Here is an 18,018-nt window from a genome sequence, read left to right as displayed (position 1 = left end):
TCGCCCCACGCCGCGCGTACCCCCTGTTGTAAAGGAAATTTTCCTACTAAGGTGCGGCGGAGAAGGTTACTGCCAACCGGCACGAGGGAGATATGGCGTGAACAGGTGGAAGCGGCTGGCTCCGGTCACCGCCATCGTGGCCTCGGCCGCGATGGTGCTGGCCGGGTGCGGTGGCTCCGGCGACGACGACAAGGCCGCGGACAACAGCAAGCTGACGGTCTGGATGATGGGTGAGGGCGGCGACGCCCAGAACAAGTTCCTCGACAGCGTCGAGGCGGAGTTCAAGAAGAAGCACCCGGACACCGACGTGGTGGTGCAGTACATCCCCTGGCTCGAGGCGCCGAAGAAGTTCCAGGCCGCGCTCGCCGGTGGGGAGGGCCCCGACGTCACCGAGCTGGGCAACACCGAGACCCAGGGCTGGGCGGCGCAGGAGGCCCTCGCCGACGTCACGGACAAGTTCGGCGGCTGGTCCGAGGGCAAGGACATCCTCCCCGACCTGGTCAAGAACGCCCAGCTCGACGGCAAGCAGTACGGCGTCCCGTGGTACGCCGGCGTGCGGGCGGTCTACTACCGCACGGACTGGTTCGCCGAGGCCGGTGTGAAGCCGCCGACGACCTGGGACGAGCTGGTCACCGTCGCGAAGGCCGTTCAGGCCAAGAAGCCGGGCAAGTACGGCATCGCCCTGCCCGGCAACTCGGAGCTGCCGTTCTACTCCTTCCTCTGGGCCGCCGGCGCGGAGATCGCCACCAAGCAGGGCGACACCTGGAAGTCCGGCTACAACACCCCCGAGGCGCAGAAGGCGGTCAAGTTCTGGACCGACCTGGTGACCGTCCACAAGGTCGCCCCGCCGGCCGCCGCCGGCTGGAACGAGGTCGACGCCCGGACCCAGTTCGCTACCGGCAACGCCGCGATGGCGTTCGCCGGTAGCTGGCAGGGCGGCGCGATGAAGAAGGACAACCCGGACATCGAGAAGGTGTGGGGCACGTTCCCCATCCCCGGCCCGGACGGCAAGCCGGCCCCGGCCTTCGCCGGCGGTTCCGACATCGCCCTCTGGAAGGACAGCAAGAAGCAGGACCTGGCCTGGGACTACCTGACCGTGCTGCTGAGCAAGCAGAAGGACCAGGAGTTCGCCAGCAGCCTCGGCTTCTTCCCGGTCTACCAGGACCTGGTCGGCGGCGGCAACTACGCCAACGACAAGGTGATGGCCGCGTTCGCCACCGCCATGCAGAACACCAAGCTGACCCCGCTCACCCCGAAGTGGGTCGAGGTCAGCCGGACCAAGACGGTCACCCAGGCGATGAACAGCTCGGTCATGAAGGGCCAGAAGACGGTCGAGAAGGCCACCGCCGACGCCGCCACCGAGATGGAAGGCATTTTGAACAGCAAGTGAGCACGCTGACCCAGGCCACCGGCGAGGCCGCCGCGCGGGAGATCCCCGCGCGGCGGCGCCGTCGCGTGGACCACCTCCCGTACCTGCTGCTCCTGCCCTGCCTCGCGGTCATCGCGGTGCTGCTGCTCTGGCCGCTCGGCCAGGTCGTGATGATGTCCTTCTACAAGCTGAACAGCGTCCGGCAGCTACGGGGGGACCGCGAGTGGCCGTGGGTCGGCCTGGCCAACTACGCGCAGATCCTCGGCGACCCGTTCTTCCGTACGGTGCTGCGCAACACCGTGCTCTTCGCCGTGGCCAACGTGGTGCTCACCATGATCCTCGGCACCCTGGTCGGGCTGCTGCTCAACCGGCTGGGGCGGAAGATGGCCACCTTCGTGGCCAGCTGCGTGATGCTGGCCTGGGCCACCCCGGCGCTGACCGGCACCATCGTCTGGAAGTGGATCTTCGACGACACCAGCGGTCTGGTCACCTGGCTGTTCAACGCGCTCCCGGACGGGTTCTCCACGGCGCTGTTCGGGCGCAGTGACTGGACCGGCTACGGCTGGTTCAACGACCCGCTGCTGTTCTTCGCGATCCTGACCCTGGTGGTGGTCTGGCACTCGTTCCCGTTCATCGCGGTGAGCGTGCTGGCCGGGCTGAAGAGCGTGCCGAGCGAGCTCCAGGAGGCCGCCCGGGTGGACGGGGCCGGCCCGTGGCGGGTGTTCTGGTCGGTCACCTTCCCGGTGCTGCGCCCGGTCTTCGGCATCCTCGTGGTCCTCTCCACCATCTGGGACTTCAAGGTCTTCACCCAGCAGTTCGTGCTGGCCGGTGGCACCCAGGACCGGCCGACCTTCATGCTGTCGATCTACTCGTACGCGGAGGCGTTCTCGCCGCCGCCCAAGTACGGCCTCGGGTCGGCGATCGCGGTCATCCTCACCCTGATCCTGCTCGCCGTGACCGCCCTGTACGTCCGGATGGTGCTCCGGCAGGAGGACGAGTCGTGAAGAAGATCGCCCTCAACGCCGCCGGCCTGCTGGTCGCGCTCTTCGCGGCCTTCCCGGTCTACTGGATGGTCGCCACCTCGCTGAAGCCGAACCGGGAGATCTTCTCGGCCACCCCGCGCCCGGTGCCGGCCAAGCCGACCCTGGAGCACTACCGGGAGATCCTCACCGGGAACCTCATCCCGGGCGTGACGTTCACCGACTTCTTCCTCAACAGCGCGCTGGTCGCGGTGGCGACCGTGCTGCTCAGCGGGCTGGTCGCGCTGCTCGCCGCGACCGCAGTCGCGCGGTTCCGGTTCCGGCTGCGCACCACCTTCCTGATCCTGCTGCTCGTGGTGCAGATGATCCCGCTGGAGGCGCTGGTCATCCCGCTCTTCCTGATGATCCAGCGGCTCGGGCTCTACAACACCCTGCCCAGCCTGATCCTGACGTACCTGGGCTTCTCGCTGCCGTTCGCGGTCTGGATGCTGCGCGGCTTCGTGGCCGCGGTGCCGAAGGAACTGGAGGAGGCGGCGGCCATCGACGGCGCCAGCCGGGCCCAGACCTTCCGCCGGATCCTCTTCCCGCTGGTCGCCCCCGGTCTGGTGGCGACCAGCATCTTCTCCTTCATCACCGCCTGGAACGAGCTGATCTTCGCGTTGACCTTCGTCAACGATCAGCACAAGTACACCCTGCCGGTGGCGATGACCTTCTTCTTCGGGCGGGACGACACCGCCTGGGGTTCGGTGATGGCCGCCTCGACCCTGTTCACCCTGCCGGTGATCGTGTTCTTCCTGCTGGTCCAGCGCCGGATGGTCTCCGGTCTGGTCGCCGGGGCGGTCAAGGGCTGAGCCGGGCCACCGGCCGGGTGATCGTCGGCGACTAGGCTGACCGCCGTGACGGGCAGGCTGGTGGCGGTGAACCTCGGCGGGGTGACCGAGGCGGAATGGGCGGGCGACCCGAGCGGCCGCAGCGGGATCGACAAGCGGCCGGTCGAGGGCCGGGTGCCGATCCGGCTCGCCGGCCTGGTCGGCGACTTCATCGGCGAGCGGGCCCACCACGGCGGCCCCGACCAGGCCGTCTACGCGTACGCCGAGGAGGACGCCGGCTGGTGGGCGGCCGAGCTGGGCCGATCGATCGGGCCGGGCGCCTTCGGCGAGAACCTGACCACGTACGCGGTGGACGTCACCGGGGCGGTGATCGGCGAGCGCTGGGCGGTCGGCACGGCTCTGCTGGAGGTGACCAAGCCACGCATCCCGTGCAAGACCTTCGCCGGGTTCTGGGGCATGCCCGACCTGATCAAGCGGTTCACCGTCCGGGCCGCGCCCGGGGCGTACCTGCGGGTGCTGCGGGAGGGCGAGGTCGGCGCGGGCGACCCGGTCGAGGTGGTGGACCGGCCGGCGCACGGGGTCACCATCGGTCAGGTGTTCCGGGCCACCACGCTGGAGCCCGAGCTGCTGCCCGCACTGCTCGACGTGCCGGAGCTGCCCGGGCCGATCCAGCAGAAGGTGCGCCGCCGCCTCGGCCTCGCCCCCGCCTGAGCCGCCCCCGCCCCGGACCTCGGCCCGGGGCCGGCCCGGTCACGTCGCGGCGAAGACCTCGGCCAGCACCTGGGTCGGCGTGTCGCCATTGCGCACCTTGTCCCAGGTGCCGTGCTCGGCGGTCCACTCCAGGCCGCCGAAGCGGACCCGCTTCACCCCGTGGTCGTCGGCGTGCGAGACCAGCCAGTGGGCGTACCGCCAGCCGTCGCGGCTGTCCGGCGCGGGGACCGTGAAGTCGGTCAGGTCGGCCGGCGCGGTGAGGCCGGGCAGGCCCCAGTCCAGGGCCAGGTTCTGCACCAGCGCGGTCGCGGCGGCCGGGCCGCGCATCGTCGGCGTCGGCCCGACCGTGCAGGCCACCGCGCCGCTCGCGTCCCCGACCAGCGCGCGGGTGAGCACCTCCGACTCGTCCGCCCACTTCTGGTACGCCTCGGGGTAGGCCGAGCGCTGGACCCGCTGGGCCGCCTCGGTGACCCGCATCTTCTCCCAGCCCCGGACCTTCTTCAGCGCGGCGTAGAACTTGTTCGCCGCGTAGCGCGGGTCGCGGATCTGCTCCGGGGTGCCCCACCCCTGGCTCGGGCGCTGCTGGAACAGCCCCAGCGAGTCGCGGTCGCCGTGCGCGATGTTGCGCAGGTGCGACTCCTGGTACGCGGTCGCCAGCGCCACGACCACCGCCCGCTCCGGCATCTGCCGCTGCACGCCGATGGCCGCGATGGTGGCCGCGTTGGCCATCTGGTCGGCGCCGAGCACGACGCGTCCCTCGGCCTGCACCGTGCAGGTGCGGCTGGCCATCGGGATGCGGAGCTGGTGCCCGAACTGCTTGGCGACGAACCAGACACCGAGCAGGGCCAGCAGGCACACCGCCACGCCGGCCGCCATGATCGCCACCCGAGTTCGCACCCGCACCTCCTGTCCCGACAGTGCGCAAGACTACGTGCCCGGACGGGCGGATCGGGTCGGCCGACCGGTTGCCTCCCGCTCCGTCACCGCCCGGCCACGCCACGGAAGCCCGCCCGCTTCCAGTCCTAGCTTGCGCCCTCTTCCGGGCCCCCGTCAGGCGCCGGCACCCATCGGGCCGGTCGCTTCTCCCGGAAGGCGAGCACGCCCTCCCGGCCCTCCTCCGAGAGGAAGTACCCGGTGGAGCGGGTGGCCAGGTCGGCGATCTCCGCCCGCAGGTCGGTGGCGGCCGGCCGGCGCAGCAGCTCCTTGGTCCCGGCGAGGGCCTTCGGCGCGCCCTTCACCAGGGAGGCGCAGTAGGAGGCCACCGCGGCGTCCAGCCCGTCCGCCGGCACCGCCGCGGTGACCAGGCCGATCTCGGCGGCCCGCCGGCCGTCGAACGGGTCGCCGGTCAGGTACAGCTCGGCGGCGGCCCGCGGCTGCAGCCGGGGCAGCACGGTCGCCGAGATCACCGCCGGGATCACCCCGATCCGGACCTCGGTGAAGGCGAACGTCGCCTCCTCCGCGCAGACCGCCAGGTCGGCCGCCGCGATCAGGCCCAGCCCACCGGCCCGCGCCGGCCCGGCCACCTTCGCCAGCACCGGCTTCGGGCACTCCCGGACCGCGACCAGCACGTCGCCGAGCATCCCGGCGGGCACGGTCCCGCTGGCGTACGCGGCAGCCGTCTCCTTCAGGTCCGCCCCGGAGCAGAAGACCGGCCCGGTGTGGTCCAGCACGATCGCCCGGACCGCGTCGTCGGCGACCGCCGCGGCGAGCCCGGCCAGCAGCTCGGTCATCAGCGGGGTGGAGAGCGCGTTGCGGTTGTGCGGGCTGTCCAGGGTGAGGGTGGTCACCCCACGGGCCGTGGCGACCCGCACGAGAGCGTCCGGAGAGGTCATGCGGGGCACACTAGTGGCCATGCCCGGCGCTCTTCCAGAAGGCGAATCCGTCCCGCGCGACGGATCGCTGCCCGCTGCCGCTCGCCGCGCCGTCGGTGCCCGCGGCTTCGGCGTGTACGTGCACGTGCCGTTCTGCGCCAGCCGCTGCGGCTACTGCGACTTCAACACCTACACCGCCGCGGAGCTGGGCGGCGGGGCCAGCCGGGAGACGTACGCCGACACCGTGCTGGCCGAACTGGCCCTGGCCGGCCGGGTGCTGGGGGACACTCCGCCGCCGCGGGTGGACACGGTCTTCGTGGGCGGCGGCACGCCCACCCTGCTCCCCGCCGACGACCTGGCCCGGATCCTGGACCGCATCGACCGCACCTGGGGGCTGGCCGCCGATGTCGAGGTGACCACCGAGGCCAACCCGGAGTCGGTCACCCCGGAGTCGCTGAAGACGCTGCGGGCGGCCGGCTACACCCGGATCTCGCTGGGTATGCAGTCCGCCGCGCCCGGTGTGCTGGCGATCCTGGACCGGCAGCACAGCGCCGGCCGGGCCACCGCCGCCGCCCTGGAGGCGCGGGACGCCGGCTTCGACCACGTGAACCTGGACCTGATCTACGGCACGCCGGGGGAGAGCGCGGAGGATTTCGCCGCCTCGCTGGACCAGGTCGTCGCGGCGGGCGTGGACCACGTCAGCGCGTACGCCCTGATCGTGGAGGACGGCACCCGGCTGGCCGCCCGGATGCGTCGCGGCGAGCTGCCGTACCCCTCTGACGACGTGGCGGCGGACCGCTACCTGGCCGCGGAGGCCGCCCTCGACGCGGCCGGCTTCTCCTGGTACGAGGTCTCCAACTGGGCGCGCTCCGAGGCGGCCCGGTGCCGGCACAACCTGCTCTACTGGACCGGCGCCGACTGGTGGGGGCTCGGTCCCGGGGCGCACAGCCACGTCGGCGGGGTGCGCTGGTGGAACGTCAAGCACCCCGCCGCCTACGCGCAGCGCCTCGCGGCGGGGGAGTCACCCGGCCTGGCTCGGGAGGTGCTCACCCCCGACGAGGCGCACATGGAGGACGTGATGCTGCGGCTGCGGCTCGCCTCCGGCCTGCCCCTGGACGTGCTCGACGAGGCGGGGCGGGGGGCGGCGGACCGCGCCCGGGCCGACGGCCTGCTGGACGCCGACGGGTACGCGGCCGGCCGGGCGGTGCTCACCCTGCGCGGCCGGCTGCTGGCCGACGCGGTGGTCCGCGACCTGCTGCCCTGATCGTGACCCGGCCGGCCCGCGAGCCGGCCGGGTCGAGGTCACTTGATCAGGCTGGCCGACATCGGGTAGCGGTAGAGCTGCCCCTCGTTGGCCTTCACCCCGGCGAGCACGCCGAAGACGATGCCGACGATCATCGCGCCGAAGCCGATCGCGATGCCGATCAGGATGCAGGCGAGGATCCAGCCGACCAGCGCGATGATCGACCAGATGAGCTGGAAGTTCAGCGCGGCGATTGCGTGCGCCCGGACGGTCGGCGACTGGTTGCCGCGGGCGAGCAGGGCGACGAGCGGGGCGACCCAGCCCAGCACGCCGCCACCGATCAACATCCCGGCCGCGCCGCCGAAGTGGGCGACCAGGGCCCAGGTCTTGTCGTCGTTGTTGGCGAAGCCGGCGGGCGGGCCGTACGCCCCGCCGGTCGGGTACCCGACACCCGGCGGGGGCTGGCCGCCCGGCGGAGGGTAGCCACCAGGGGGTGGATATCCACCTGACGGCGGCTGGCCGCCGGAGGGCGGCGGATAGTCACCGGGCGGGGGATAGCCGCCCCCGCCCGGAGCCCCGGACAGTGGTGCGGTGGGGGGCTCGTTCGCCGACGACGAGCCGGGTGGGGCCGACGGCGGGGTCTCCTCCGGCGGCTGGGCGCCGGGGTCCCCCGCTCCGGGAGGGCGAGGAGGTTCAGTCATGAACGTCACGGTAGGTCCCGCCAGCAAGGGCGCACCAGAGCGACACCGCCTCCGATGTCCGGCTGATCGGCTCTGGCGGACTGTGCCGGGGCGCACCGGAGGTCCGTCGCTGATCATCGCGTCGGCGGGTGCGCCGACGTAGACTGGCACTCGCTACAGTCGAGTGCCAGTCGGGTCAGGAGGTGGGAGATGGGTCTCGACGACCGCAAGCTCGCCGTGCTGCGCGCGATCGTCGAGGACTACGTCGCCACGCAGGAGCCGGTGGGCAGCAAGGCGTTGGTCGAGCGCCACCAGCTGGGTGTCTCCCCGGCGACCGTGCGCAACGACATGGCGGTGCTGGAGGAGGAGGGCTACATCCGCCAGCCGCACACCAGCGCCGGCCGGGTGCCCACCGACCGCGGCTACCGGCTCTTCGTCGACCGGCTCTCCCGGGTCAAGCCGCTCAGCCCCGCCGAGCGCCGGGCGATCGAGCGCTTCCTGGTCGGCGCGGTCGACCTGGACGACGTGGTGCACCGCACGGTCCGGCTGCTGGCCCAGCTCACCCGCCAGGTCGCCGTCGTGCAGTACCCGAGCCTGGCCCGCTCCAAGGTGCGCCACCTGGAGCTGGTGCCGATCTCCACCACCCGGCTGATGCTGGTCATGATCGCCGACACCGGGCGGGTCGAGCAGCGACTGGTGGAGATGCCCGGGCCGATCTCCGTCGAGGACGTCACCGACCTGCGCCAACTGGTCAACGAGAAACTGGTCGGCACCCGGCTGTCGGACACCCCGCCACTGGTCCAGGCGCTGGTCGACGAGTCCACGCCGCAGCTGCGCCCGGCCATGGCCACGCTCTCCAGCGTGCTGCTGGAGACGCTGGTCGAGCGGCACGAGGAGCGGATCGCGCTGGCCGGCACAGCCAACCTGACCCGGGGCGGCCTGCTCGACTTCCAGGGCTCGCTGCGCCCGATCCTCGAGGCGCTCGAGGAGCAGGTCGTGCTGCTCAAGCTGATCGGGGAGGCGGAGCCGAGCACCACCCGGGTGCTCATCGGCGACGAGAACGAGATCGACAACCTGCGCGCCGCCTCGGTGGTGAGCACCGGGTACGGCCCGGGCAGCACCATCGTGGGTGGGCTCGGGGTGCTCGGGCCGACCCGGATGGACTACCCCGGCAATATCGCCATGGTGCGGGCCGTGGCACGCTACGTGGGCGAACTGCTGGCCCAGAACTGACCAGTCAGGGCCGACGGCCGGCCGGCGGCCGACGCGGCGCAACGCGAGACGAAACACGAGGACACCGAACGCAGTGGCCAGGGACTACTACGGCATTCTCGGCGTGAGCCGGGACGCCTCCGACGACGAGATCAAGCGTGCCTACCGCAAGCTGGCGCGGCAGTTCCACCCGGACGTGAATCCGGACCCGGAGGCACAGGAGAAGTTCAAGGACATCAACGCCGCGTACGAGGTCCTCTCGGACGACCGGAAGCGGCAGATCGTCGACCTGGGCGGGGACCCGCTCGCCCCGGGCGGCGGGGGCGCCGGTGCGGGCGGCCCGGGTGGTGCCGGCCCGTTCGTCGGCTTCCAGGACATCATGGACGCGTTCTTCGGCGGGGCGGCCGGCGGCTCGCGCGGACCGCGCCCGCGTACCCGGCCGGGCGCGGACGCGATCCTGCGGCTGGAACTGGACCTCAACGAGACCGCGTTCGGCGTCGAGGCACCGATCACCGTGGACACGGCGGTGCTCTGCACCACCTGTTCCGGCGCGGGCACCGCGGCCGGCACCCACCTGGCCACCTGCGAGGCGTGCGGCGGCCGGGGCGAGGTGCAGTCGGTGCAGCGGACCTTCCTCGGCCAGGTGGTCTCCGCCCGGCCGTGCACGGTCTGCCAGGGCTACGGCACCACCATCCCGCACCCCTGCCCGACCTGCGCCGGCGACGGCCGGGTGCGCACCCGCCGTTCGCTCACCGTCAAGATCCCGGCCGGCGTCGAGGACGGCATGCGGATCCGGCTGGCCCAGCAGGGCGAGGTGGGCCCGGGTGGCGGTACCGCCGGCGACCTCTACGTGGAGATCCACGAGCGGCCGCACGACGTCTACTCCCGCAAGGGCGACGACCTGCACTGCCGGGTGACCGTGCCGATGACCGCCGCCGCGCTGGGCACCCGGTTGACCATCAAGACGCTGGACAGCGAGGAGACGGTCGACGTCAAGCCGGGCACCCAGCCCGGCAGCACGCTGCGGCTGCGGGCCCGGGGCGTACCGCACCTGCGCGGCACCGGCCGGGGCGACCTCTACGTCCACCTGGACGTGCGGACGCCGACCAAGCTCGACCCCGACCAGGAGCGGATGCTGCGCGAGTTCGCCAAGACCCGGGGGGAGGAGGTCGCCGAGCTGACCAAGCAGGGCGGCTTCTTCTCCCGGATGCGCGACGCCTTCAACGGGCACGCCTGAGGTGTCGGCGCCGCTGTTCCTGGTCGACGCGCTGCCCACCGGCGACACGCTGACGCTGGACGGCCCGGAGGGGCGCCACGCGGCCACCGTGCAGCGGCTGCGCGTCGGCGAGGAACTGCTGCTCGCCGACGGTCGGGGCGGCACGGCCGCCGCCGCGGTCACCGCCGTCGGCAAGGGCACCCTCGACCTGCGGGTCATCTCCCGGGGGTACGTCGACGCGTCCGTGCCCCGGCTGGTGGTGGTGCAGGGCATCGCCAAGGGTGACCGGGGCGAGCTGGCCGTGCAGGCGATGACCGAGGTCGGGGTGGACGAGATCGTCCCCTGGTCGGCGTCCCGCTCGGTGGCTCAGTGGCGCGGCGAGCGGGGCGTACGGGCCCGGGAGAAGTGGGCGGCCACCGCCCGCGAGGCGGCCAAGCAGGCCCGCCGGGCCTGGCTGCCGGTGGTGGCCGGTACGCCCGACGAGTCCACCACCACGGTGGCGCGCCGGATCGCCGGGGCGGCCGCCGCGTTCGTGCTGCACGAGGAGGCAGCGGAGCGGCTCACCACCGCCGAGCTGCCGGAGACCGGCGAGATCGTGCTGGTGGTGGGGCCCGAGGGCGGCATCGCCCCGCCCGAGCTGGCCGCGTTCGAGCAGGCCGGTGCCGGTACCGTCCGCCTCGGCCCGTCCGTCCTGCGCACCTCCACGGCCGGCGTCGCCGCCCTCACTGTCCTCGCCACCCGCCTCGCTCGCTGGTAACCCGCCGCCGATCGTGCGGTTGTGGTGCCGGCACAAGGGCCGGATGCCCTCGTTCCGGTAACCGGAAGGGCAAGATCGCCGAGGCCGGGCTGCGGGGTCAGCTGCGCAGGTAGGAGGCGCCGTTGAGGTCGACGATGGTGCCGGAGGCCCACTCGGCCTCGGGGCTGGCCAGCCAGTGCACGGCGGCGGCGATCTCCTCCGGCCGGGCCACCCGGTTGAACGGGGACTGGGCGCGGATCGCCGCGCCCCGCTCGCCGCTGAGGTGGGTGGTGGTCATGTCCGTCTCGACGAAGCCCGGCGCGACGGTCGCCACCGCGATGCCGTACGGCGCCAGGGCGAGCGCCAGGGACTGCCCGAGCGCGTTCAGCCCCGCCTTGCTCGCCCCGTACGCGGGCTGCTCCGGCTCGCCCCGGAACGCGCCCCGGGACGACACGTTGACGATCCGCCCACCCCGCCCGCGCATGTGCTGGGCGGCACACCAGGTGACGTTGGCGGCACCGGTCAGGTTGGTCTCCAGCACCAGCCGCCACTGCTCACGCCACTGCTCGTAGGTGTTGCCGAAGACCGGGTGCGGAAGGTCCCGGGGCCCGTACACGCCGGCGTTGTTGACCAGCACGTCCAGGCCGCCGAGCCGGTCGGCGGCCGCGTCGACCATGGCCCGGACCGCGTCCGGGTCGGCCAGGTCGGCGCGGACCACCACGTGCCCCTCGCCGGGCAGCTCCGCGCGGAGCGCCTCGGCCAGCTCCGCCGAGTCCCGGTGGTGGATCGCCACCCGGTCCCCGCCCGCCGCGAACGCCCGCGCCACCGCGCGCCCGATGCCACGCGAGGCCCCCGTCACCAGTACCGCCCGTTCCGTCATGCGCGCCATCGTGCCGCACCGGGACGCGCCGGTTAACAAGGGGCCCTTCCTATGCAAAACGCGTTAACAGGGGGCCCTTCCTTACACTGCCCGAATGGGAACCGACTGCCTGTTCTGCCGGATCGTCGCGGGTGAGATCCCGGCCACCATCGTGCGGGAGACCGCCGCCACCCTCGCCTTCCGGGACATCGACCCCAAGGCGCCCGTCCACGTGCTGGTGATCCCGAAGGAGCACTACGCGGACGTGGTCACCCTCGCCGAGGCCGATCCGGGGCTGGCCGGTGAGGTGCTCGCCACCGCCGCCGTCGTGGCCGAGGAGGAGGGGCTGACCGGCGACGGCTTCCGGCTGATGTTCAACACCGGACCGTACGGCGGCCAGGAGGTCTTCCACGCGCACGCGCACCTGCTCGGCGGCGCTCCGCTCGGCCCGATGCTGTGCCGCTGAGCCCGTCCTAGACTGCCCTCATGATCACGGTGCATGACCGGCTCGGCCGGCTGGTGCGGCAGGCGCAGTCCCAGGGCCGGATCCCGGCGGTCTCGGTGGCCCTGCACCGGGCCGACCGGCCGCTCTGGACCTGCGTGGCCGGCGGGACCGGCAACGACACCCCGCTCGACCCGGACACGGTGTTCCGGATCGGCTCGGTCACCAAGACCTTCACCTCGGTGCTGGTCATGCAGTGCCGGGACGACGGGCTGCTCGACCTGGACGACCCGATCGGCCGGCACCTGGACCTGCCGGCGCACGGCGAGCTGACCGTACGCCGGCTGCTGTCGCACACCGCGGGCCTGCAACGCGAGCCGCACGGCGACGTCTGGGACAGCCTGCGCGCGCCCGACGTCGCGCAGTTGCTCGCCGACCTGACCCGGGTGGAGCGGGTGCTGCCGACCGGCCGGCGCTTCCACTACTCCAACCTCGGCATGGCACTGCTCGGCGAGCTGGTCGCCCGGCTGCGCGGCGGCACGTGGGCGGAGGTGCTGGCCGACCGGGTGCTCGCCCCGCTCGGGCTGACCGCCACCGGCCCGACGCCCGGGCAGCGGGCGGCGACCGGGTTCCTGGTCGACGCGTACTCCGACGAGGCGCACCCGGAGCCGCCGACCGACTTCGGCGCGGTGGCCCCGGCCGCGCAGCTCTGGAGCACCGCGACGGACATGGCCCGCTGGGCGGCCTTCCTGGCCGACCCGGCCGCGCTCGACCCGGCCGGCGCGGTGCTCGCCCCGGCCACCCTGGACGAGATGCGCTGGCCGCTCACCACCACCGACGAGACGCTCTGGGCCGCCGGCTTCGGGCTCGGGCTGATCCTGATGCCACAGCCGGGACGGGTGGTGCACGTGGGGCACGACGGGGCCATGCCCGGTTTCCTGGCCGCCGTCTATGGCCGGCGTGGCGGTGACGGCACGGCGGGTGCGATGGGGTGCGCGGTGCTCGGCTCCTCGGGCACCGGCACGGAGGTGTTCGAGCTGACGCACCGGCTGCTCGACGCCGCGGCCGAGCACGACCCGGCCGAGATCGAGCCGTGGCGTCCCGGCCCGCCGGCTCCGGAGCACCTGCGCGGCGTGCTGGGCCGCTGGTGGGGCGAAGGCTTCGAGTACGTCTTCTCCTGGCACGACGGGACGCTGCGGGCCCGGGGCGCCGACGACCCGGCCGGTAAGCCGCCGGCGGTGTTCACGCCGCTGCCGGACCGGCCGGACGTGTTCCGTACCGTGTCCGGCCGGGAGGTGGGCGAGCTGCTCCGGCTGACCCGCGACGAGCGCGGCGAGGTGGTCCGGATGCACTGGGCCACCTACCGCTTCAGCCGCCGTCAGGAGACCTTCGAGGGGTACGACTTCCGGACCGGCAGTTGACCTTCGACCACGGGAAATGGGCGCGGTGCGGCGCGTGTTGAACCGATACGATGGATGTCACGACCGCCGCGCCAGCAGGGCCCGGCGCCGAGATCGAGAGCAGGTGGCGTAGGGCCCGACGGCCCGATCTATGACCGGCACCCCACCTCCCGGCCCGCCCCGGGTGCAGACCAGGATCACGGTCCCCGACCAGAAGATCATGGTCAACCTGCTCGGCGCGGGCGACGAGATCCTTCGGCTCGTCGAACGCTCGGTCAACAGTGACGTCCACGTGCGGGGCAACGAGATCACCATCACCGGCGCGCCCGCGGACAACGCCCTCGCCGAGCGTCTCTTCAGTGAGCTGCTCGAACTCATCGAGAAAGGCGAGACCCTGACCACTGACGCCGTACGGCGTACCGTCGGCATGCTCGAGCAGGGCAGCACCGAGCGGCCCGCCGAGGTCCTCACGCTCAACATCCTCTCCCGGCGCGGCCGCACCATCCGTCCCAAGACGCTGGGGCAGAAGCGCTACGTCGACGCGATCGACGCGCACACCATCGTCTTCGGCATCGGGCCCGCCGGCACCGGCAAGACCTACCTGGCCATGGCCAAGGCCGTCCAGGCGCTCCAGGCCAAGCAGGTCAACCGGATCATCCTCACCCGGCCGGCGGTCGAGGCGGGCGAGCGGCTGGGCTTCCTGCCCGGAACCCTGAACGAGAAGATCGACCCCTACCTGCGGCCGCTGTACGACGCGCTGCACGACATGCTCGACCCGGAGTCCATCCCGAAGCTGATGGCCGCCGGCACCATCGAGGTGGCGCCGCTGGCGTACATGCGGGGCCGGGCGCAGCCGTACGACGCGCGGGTCCTGACGCCGGAGGGATTCAAGCCGTTCGGGTCACTCCGGGTCGGAGACCTGGTCATCGGCTCGAACGGGACGCCCACGCCGGTAATCGGCATCTACCCCCAAGGGCCCAAGCAGGTCTACCGGGTCACCACCCAGGACGGGGCGTCCACCGTCTGCTGCGGTGAGCACCTCTGGACGGTCGCGACGCCGGAGGATAAGCGGCGCGGACACCGGCGCACTCTCGAAACGCGGGAGATGATCGGCAAGGAGCGGCGGGGCCACATCCGCCGGTACGAGCTCCCGGTCGTGGCGCCCGTCCAGATGGAGCCGAAGGAGGTTCCGCTCGATCCGTACGTGCTCGGTCTGCTGCTCGGGGACGGCTCGATCTCGTCCCGAACGACGCCGGGATTCACCACGGCGGATCCGGAGCTCGCCATCGCGATCGAGCAGGCGCTCAGCGACATTGAGCTGGTCCGCAAGGGCGACTACAACTACGTCCTCCGGCACGTGAAGGGGCACCGGGGCGGCGTGATCGTCGCCAACCCGGTGCGTGAGCTGGGTCTGGCCGGGATGAAGTCGGGAACCAAGTTCGTGCCCGACGTCTACAAGCAGAACAGCCTCGACGTCCGCCTGGCCGTCCTGCAAGGGCTGCTCGACACCGATGGTGGGCCAGCGGTCCAGGCGGGGCGCACCTGCCGCGTGCAGTACTCGACGACCTCCCCGCAGCTGCGAGACGATGTCGTCTACCTGGTCCAGTCGCTCGGCGGGGTGGCCACGTGGCGGGTACGGGAGGCTGCGGGACGCAAGCCCGGCCTGGCCAAGGGGCGTCCGGTTCCGTACCGCTCGGACGCCTACGTCCTGGAGATCCGGCTTCCTGCCGGCATCCCGCCGTTCCGTCTGCTCCGTAAGCGTCGGCTGTACGACGAGCATGGGGGCGGGCAGCCCATGCGTTTCATCGACTCGATTCTCCCGGCCGGTGTGCAGGAGACGATGTGCATCCAGGTCGCGGCGGAGGACTCGCTGTATGTGACCGACGACTTCCTGGTCACGCACAACACCCTCAACGACGCGTTCATCATCCTGGACGAGGCGCAGAACACCACGCCCGAACAGATGAAGATGTTCCTCACCCGGCTCGGCTTCGGCTCCAAGATCGTGGTCACCGGTGACGTCACCCAGGTGGACCTTCCCGGCGGGACGACCAGCGGCCTGCGGGTGGTCCGGGAGATCCTGAGCAACGTCGAGGACGTGCACTTCGCCCAGCTCTCCAGCTCCGACGTGGTCCGCCACAAGCTGGTGGGCGACATCGTCGACGCGTACGCCCGCTGGGACGCCGAGCGGGAGAACCAGCAGGCGCAGAGCGTGCACGCCGTGCCCGGGCGTACCGCCCAGGGCGGCCGGGCCGGCCGGCGCCGCTAACCACCAGAGGAAGACAGTTGTCCATCGAGATCGCCAACGAGTCGGGTGTCGAGGTCGACACCGACGCCGTGCTCGCCGTCGCCCGGCACGCCCTCGACGAGATGGGGGTCAACCCCCTCGCCGAGCTCTCCGTCCTGCTGGTCGACATCGACTACATGTCCGAGCTGAACCACCGCTGGATGGGTGGCGACGGCCCGACCGACGTGCTCGCCTTCCCCATGGACGAGGGCAGCGTCGACCACGGCCCGGGGGAGAGCAGCCCGGCCGGCGGTGAGCCGGCCCTGCTCGGCGACATCGTGCTCTGCCCGGAGGTGGCGGCCAAGCAGGCGGCCGCCGCCGGCCATTCGTCCGCGGACGAGCTGCACCTGCTCACCGTGCACGGGGTACTGCACCTGCTCGGATACGACCACGCCGAGCCCGAGGAGGAGCGGGAGATGTTCGGTCTCCAGGCCCGACTGCTGGCCAGCTGGCGGGCGACCTGGTCGAAGTGATGGTCACCCTGGCGGCCGGCGGCGTCCCCGCCGGACTGCCCGATCTCCAGCTCATCGTCTTCGCGGCGGGGCTGGTGGTGCTGGCCGGCCTGATCGCGATGACCGAGGCGGCGCTGGCCGCCGTGTCCCCGGCCCGCGCCGCCGAGCTGGCCCGGGACGGGGCGCGCGGCGCGCGTACCCTCCAGGCCGTCGCCGGCGACGTGGTCCGCCACCTCAACCTGCTGCTGCTGCTCCGGCTGCTCGCCGAGTTGACCGCCACCACGCTGGTCGCGCTGGTGGCGGTGGACAGCTTCGGCGCCGGCTGGCGGGCCGCCCTGGTCACCGCCGGCGCGATGACCGTGGTCAGCTTCGTGGTGGTCGGCGTCGCGCCGCGCACGATCGGCCGGCAGCACGCGTACGCGGTCGGCCGGGCAGTCGCTCCGTTGGTGCGCTGGCTGGGCCGGGCGCTGAACCCGCTCGCCTCGCTGCTGATCCTGATCGGCAACGCGGTCACCCCGGGCAAGGGCTTCCGGGAGGGCCCGTTCGCCAGCCAGGTGGAGCTGCGCGAGCTGGTCGACCTGGCCGAGCAGCGCGGCGTCGTGGAGCACGGCGAACGGCAGATGATCCACTCGGTCTTCGCCCTCGGTGACACCATCGCCCGCGAGGTGATGGTGCCGCGTACCGAGATGGTGTGGATCGAGGAGCGCAAGACACTCAGCCAGGCGTTGGCGCTCTTCCTGCGCTCCGGGTTCTCCCGCATCCCGGTGATCGGCGAGAGCGTGGACGACGTGCTCGGGGTGCTCTACCTCAAGGACCTGATCCGGCGTACCCAGGGCGGCGACCCGCGGACCGCGGAGCTGCCGGTTTCCGAGCTGATGCGCCCGGCGACCTTCGTGCCGGAGTCGAAGCCGGTCGACGACCTGCTCTCCGAGATGCAGGCGGCCCGCAACCACCTGGTCATCGTCGTCGACGAGTACGGCGGCACCGGTGGCCTGGTCACCATCGAGGACATCCTGGAGGAGATCGTCGGTGAGATCACCGACGAGTACGATGTCGAACGCCCGCCGGTCGAGCGCCTGGCGGACGGGTCGGTCCGGGTGGCCGCCCGACTGCCGGTGGAGAACCTGGGCGAGCTGTTCGACACCGAGCTTCCCACCGACGAGGTGGAGACGGTCGGCGGCCTGCTCGCGCAGTCGCTCGGCCGGGTGCCGATCCCCGGCGCCGAGGCCGAGGTGGCCGGGCTCCGGCTGATCGCCGAGGGCACCACCGGTCGGCGCAACCGGATCGACACCGTGCTGGTGAGCCGGGCCGCGCCGAGCGACGCGTCCGACAGCGCGGGGCGCGGCGAGCACGCCGAGTCCCGCGGCAACCCCAACCGTTCCGAGGAGAGGCAGCCCGCCGATGCGTGAGTCTTTCGCCGTGCCCGCCGCCCGGCCCACCCCGTCCGACCCGGCCGAGCTGAGCGCCGAGGACGTCAAGCTGGTCGTCCTGGCCCGGGGCGCGCGTGGCCGGGTCGGCGCAGTGGAGGGCGCGGCGGTCCGCGACCAGGACGGCCGGACGTACGCGGCGGCCAGCGTGGCGCTGCCGTCGCTGACCCTGACCGCGCTGCAGCTGGCGGTCGCCTCGGCGGTGGCCGCCGGGGCGAGCCGGCTGGAGGCGGCGGTGGTCGTGACCGAGGCCTCGACGCTGGACGGCGCGGGGCACGCCGCGGTCCGCGACCTCGCGGTCGACGCGCCGATCCACGTGGCCGCGCCGGACGGCACCGTCCTCGGCACGGTGGTCGAGTGAGC

General features: G+C 72.5%; 17 protein-coding genes and 3 pseudogenes. 16 read left to right on the top strand and 4 right to left on the bottom strand.

Annotated features, from left to right (window positions below):
- Positions 1–97: 97 nt before the first annotated feature.
- The 4 genes from ONA70_RS08350 to ONA70_RS08335 are packed head-to-tail and all read left to right on the top strand — an operon-like array spanning position 98 to position 3,890.
- Entirely contained in the window at positions 98–1,390 is a 1,293-nt protein-coding gene (locus tag ONA70_RS08350; RefSeq protein ID WP_265005760.1) for a sugar ABC transporter substrate-binding protein, read from the top strand.
- A complete protein-coding gene (locus ONA70_RS08345; RefSeq protein WP_265005759.1) occupies positions 1,387–2,373 on the top strand; it encodes a carbohydrate ABC transporter permease in 987 nt (328 codons plus the stop codon). The genes ONA70_RS08350 and ONA70_RS08345 overlap by 4 nt, the downstream gene beginning before the upstream one ends.
- Positions 2,370–3,200: a carbohydrate ABC transporter permease gene (locus tag ONA70_RS08340; protein WP_265005758.1), complete on the top strand. Its 831-nt coding sequence runs from the start codon at positions 2,370–2,372 to the stop codon at positions 3,198–3,200. The genes ONA70_RS08345 and ONA70_RS08340 overlap by 4 nt, the downstream gene beginning before the upstream one ends.
- Before the next feature lie 45 nt (positions 3,201–3,245).
- Positions 3,246–3,890 carry an MOSC domain-containing protein gene (locus ONA70_RS08335; protein ID WP_406601168.1) on the top strand — a complete coding sequence of 215 codons (645 nt, stop codon included), beginning with the start codon at positions 3,246–3,248 and terminating at the stop codon, positions 3,888–3,890.
- Positions 3,891–3,929: 39 nt separating this feature from the next.
- Here ONA70_RS08335 and ONA70_RS08330 read toward each other — a convergent pair whose 3' ends face one another.
- Positions 3,930–4,787 carry a hypothetical protein gene (locus ONA70_RS08330; protein WP_454557353.1) on the bottom strand — a complete coding sequence of 286 codons (858 nt, stop codon included), beginning with the start codon at positions 4,785–4,787 and terminating at the stop codon, positions 3,930–3,932.
- 125 nt (positions 4,788–4,912) lie between these two features.
- Positions 4,913–5,722: an enoyl-CoA hydratase-related protein gene (locus tag ONA70_RS08325; protein ID WP_265005756.1), complete on the bottom strand. Its 810-nt coding sequence runs from the start codon at positions 5,720–5,722 to the stop codon at positions 4,913–4,915.
- Between the two features lie 19 nt (positions 5,723–5,741).
- Here ONA70_RS08325 and hemW point away from each other — a divergent pair, with 19 nt between their 5' ends.
- Positions 5,742–6,965, top strand: a complete 1,224-nt coding sequence (hemW, locus tag ONA70_RS08320; RefSeq protein ID WP_265005772.1) for a radical SAM family heme chaperone HemW — start codon at positions 5,742–5,744, stop codon at positions 6,963–6,965.
- Positions 6,966–7,003: 38 nt separating this feature from the next.
- On the opposite strand, the gene ONA70_RS08315 is transcribed toward hemW, so the two are convergent.
- A complete protein-coding gene (locus tag ONA70_RS08315) occupies positions 7,004–7,645 on the bottom strand; it encodes a DUF4870 domain-containing protein (protein ID WP_265005755.1) in 642 nt (213 codons plus the stop codon).
- A gap of 189 nt (positions 7,646–7,834) precedes the next feature.
- Between ONA70_RS08315 and hrcA the strand changes: the two genes are divergently transcribed.
- From hrcA to ONA70_RS08300, 3 genes are all read left to right on the top strand, one after another.
- A complete protein-coding gene (gene hrcA / locus ONA70_RS08310) occupies positions 7,835–8,857 on the top strand; it encodes a heat-inducible transcriptional repressor HrcA (RefSeq protein ID WP_265005754.1) in 1,023 nt (340 codons plus the stop codon).
- 73 nt (positions 8,858–8,930) lie between these two features.
- Positions 8,931–10,073 carry a molecular chaperone DnaJ gene (gene dnaJ, locus ONA70_RS08305; protein ID WP_265005753.1) on the top strand — a complete coding sequence of 381 codons (1,143 nt, stop codon included), beginning with the start codon at positions 8,931–8,933 and terminating at the stop codon, positions 10,071–10,073.
- Between the two features lies 1 nt (position 10,074).
- Entirely contained in the window at positions 10,075–10,809 is a 735-nt protein-coding gene (locus tag ONA70_RS08300; protein WP_265005752.1) for a 16S rRNA (uracil(1498)-N(3))-methyltransferase, read from the top strand.
- 97 nt (positions 10,810–10,906) lie between these two features.
- On the opposite strand, the gene ONA70_RS08295 is transcribed toward ONA70_RS08300, so the two are convergent.
- The gene (locus tag ONA70_RS08295) at positions 10,907–11,668 is read right to left on the bottom strand and encodes an SDR family NAD(P)-dependent oxidoreductase (RefSeq protein WP_265005751.1); all 762 of its coding nucleotides are present in this window, start codon (positions 11,666–11,668) and stop codon (positions 10,907–10,909) included.
- A 94-nt stretch (positions 11,669–11,762) separates the two neighbouring features.
- Here ONA70_RS08295 and ONA70_RS08290 point away from each other — a divergent pair, with 94 nt between their 5' ends.
- The 8 genes and pseudogenes from ONA70_RS08290 to ONA70_RS08255 all read left to right on the top strand — a co-directional run bounded on the left by ONA70_RS08290 (position 11,763) and on the right by ONA70_RS08255 (position 18,016).
- Positions 11,763–12,113 carry a histidine triad nucleotide-binding protein gene (locus tag ONA70_RS08290; protein ID WP_265005750.1) on the top strand — a complete coding sequence of 117 codons (351 nt, stop codon included), beginning with the start codon at positions 11,763–11,765 and terminating at the stop codon, positions 12,111–12,113.
- Between the two features lie 20 nt (positions 12,114–12,133).
- Positions 12,134–13,510, top strand: a complete 1,377-nt coding sequence (locus ONA70_RS08285; protein ID WP_265005749.1) for a serine hydrolase domain-containing protein — start codon at positions 12,134–12,136, stop codon at positions 13,508–13,510.
- Between the two features lie 130 nt (positions 13,511–13,640).
- A pseudogene (locus ONA70_RS08280) lies at positions 13,641–14,387 on the top strand (PhoH family protein); the annotation flags it as partial.
- 207 nt (positions 14,388–14,594) lie between these two features.
- Positions 14,595–15,134: pseudogene (locus ONA70_RS36670) on the top strand (LAGLIDADG family homing endonuclease); the annotation flags it as partial.
- 261 nt (positions 15,135–15,395) lie between these two features.
- Positions 15,396–15,758: pseudogene (locus ONA70_RS08270) on the top strand (PhoH family protein); the annotation flags it as partial.
- Between the two features lie 17 nt (positions 15,759–15,775).
- Positions 15,776–16,249, top strand: a complete 474-nt coding sequence (ybeY, locus tag ONA70_RS08265; RefSeq protein WP_265005748.1) for an rRNA maturation RNase YbeY — start codon at positions 15,776–15,778, stop codon at positions 16,247–16,249.
- On the top strand, positions 16,225–17,637 hold the full coding sequence (locus ONA70_RS08260) for a hemolysin family protein (protein WP_265005771.1): 1,413 nt from the start codon (positions 16,225–16,227) through the stop codon (positions 17,635–17,637). The genes ybeY and ONA70_RS08260 overlap by 25 nt, the downstream gene beginning before the upstream one ends.
- Complete coding sequence (locus tag ONA70_RS08255; protein WP_265005747.1) at positions 17,630–18,016, top strand: cytidine deaminase; 387 nt, start codon at positions 17,630–17,632, stop codon at positions 18,014–18,016. The genes ONA70_RS08260 and ONA70_RS08255 overlap by 8 nt, the downstream gene beginning before the upstream one ends.
- Positions 18,017–18,018: the final 2 nt, after the last annotated feature.

The organism is Micromonospora yasonensis (genome assembly GCF_026013475.1).
GTDB lineage: Bacteria > Actinomycetota > Actinomycetes > Mycobacteriales > Micromonosporaceae > Micromonospora > Micromonospora yasonensis.
This window is presented reverse-complemented; position numbering and strand designations above follow the sequence as displayed.

Bases quoted from the DNA above. Each gene is read 5' to 3' on its own strand.
- ONA70_RS08295 (WP_265005751.1), bottom strand. From the start codon at position 11,668: ATGACGGAACGGGCGGTACTGGTGACGGGGGCCTCGCGTGGCATCGGG.
- hrcA (WP_265005754.1), top strand. From the start codon at position 7,835: ATGGGTCTCGACGACCGCAAGCTCGCCGTGCTGCGCGCGATCGTCGAG.
- ONA70_RS08290 (WP_265005750.1), top strand. From the start codon at position 11,763: ATGGGAACCGACTGCCTGTTCTGCCGGATCGTCGCGGGTGAGATCCCG.
- ONA70_RS08285 (WP_265005749.1), top strand. From the start codon at position 12,134: ATGATCACGGTGCATGACCGGCTCGGCCGGCTGGTGCGGCAGGCGCAG.
- hemW (WP_265005772.1), top strand. From the start codon at position 5,742: ATGCCCGGCGCTCTTCCAGAAGGCGAATCCGTCCCGCGCGACGGATCG.
- ONA70_RS08325 (WP_265005756.1), bottom strand. From the start codon at position 5,722: ATGACCTCTCCGGACGCTCTCGTGCGGGTCGCCACGGCCCGTGGGGTG.
- ONA70_RS08255 (WP_265005747.1), top strand. From the start codon at position 17,630: ATGCGTGAGTCTTTCGCCGTGCCCGCCGCCCGGCCCACCCCGTCCGAC.
- ONA70_RS08315 (WP_265005755.1), bottom strand. From the start codon at position 7,645: ATGACTGAACCTCCTCGCCCTCCCGGAGCGGGGGACCCCGGCGCCCAG.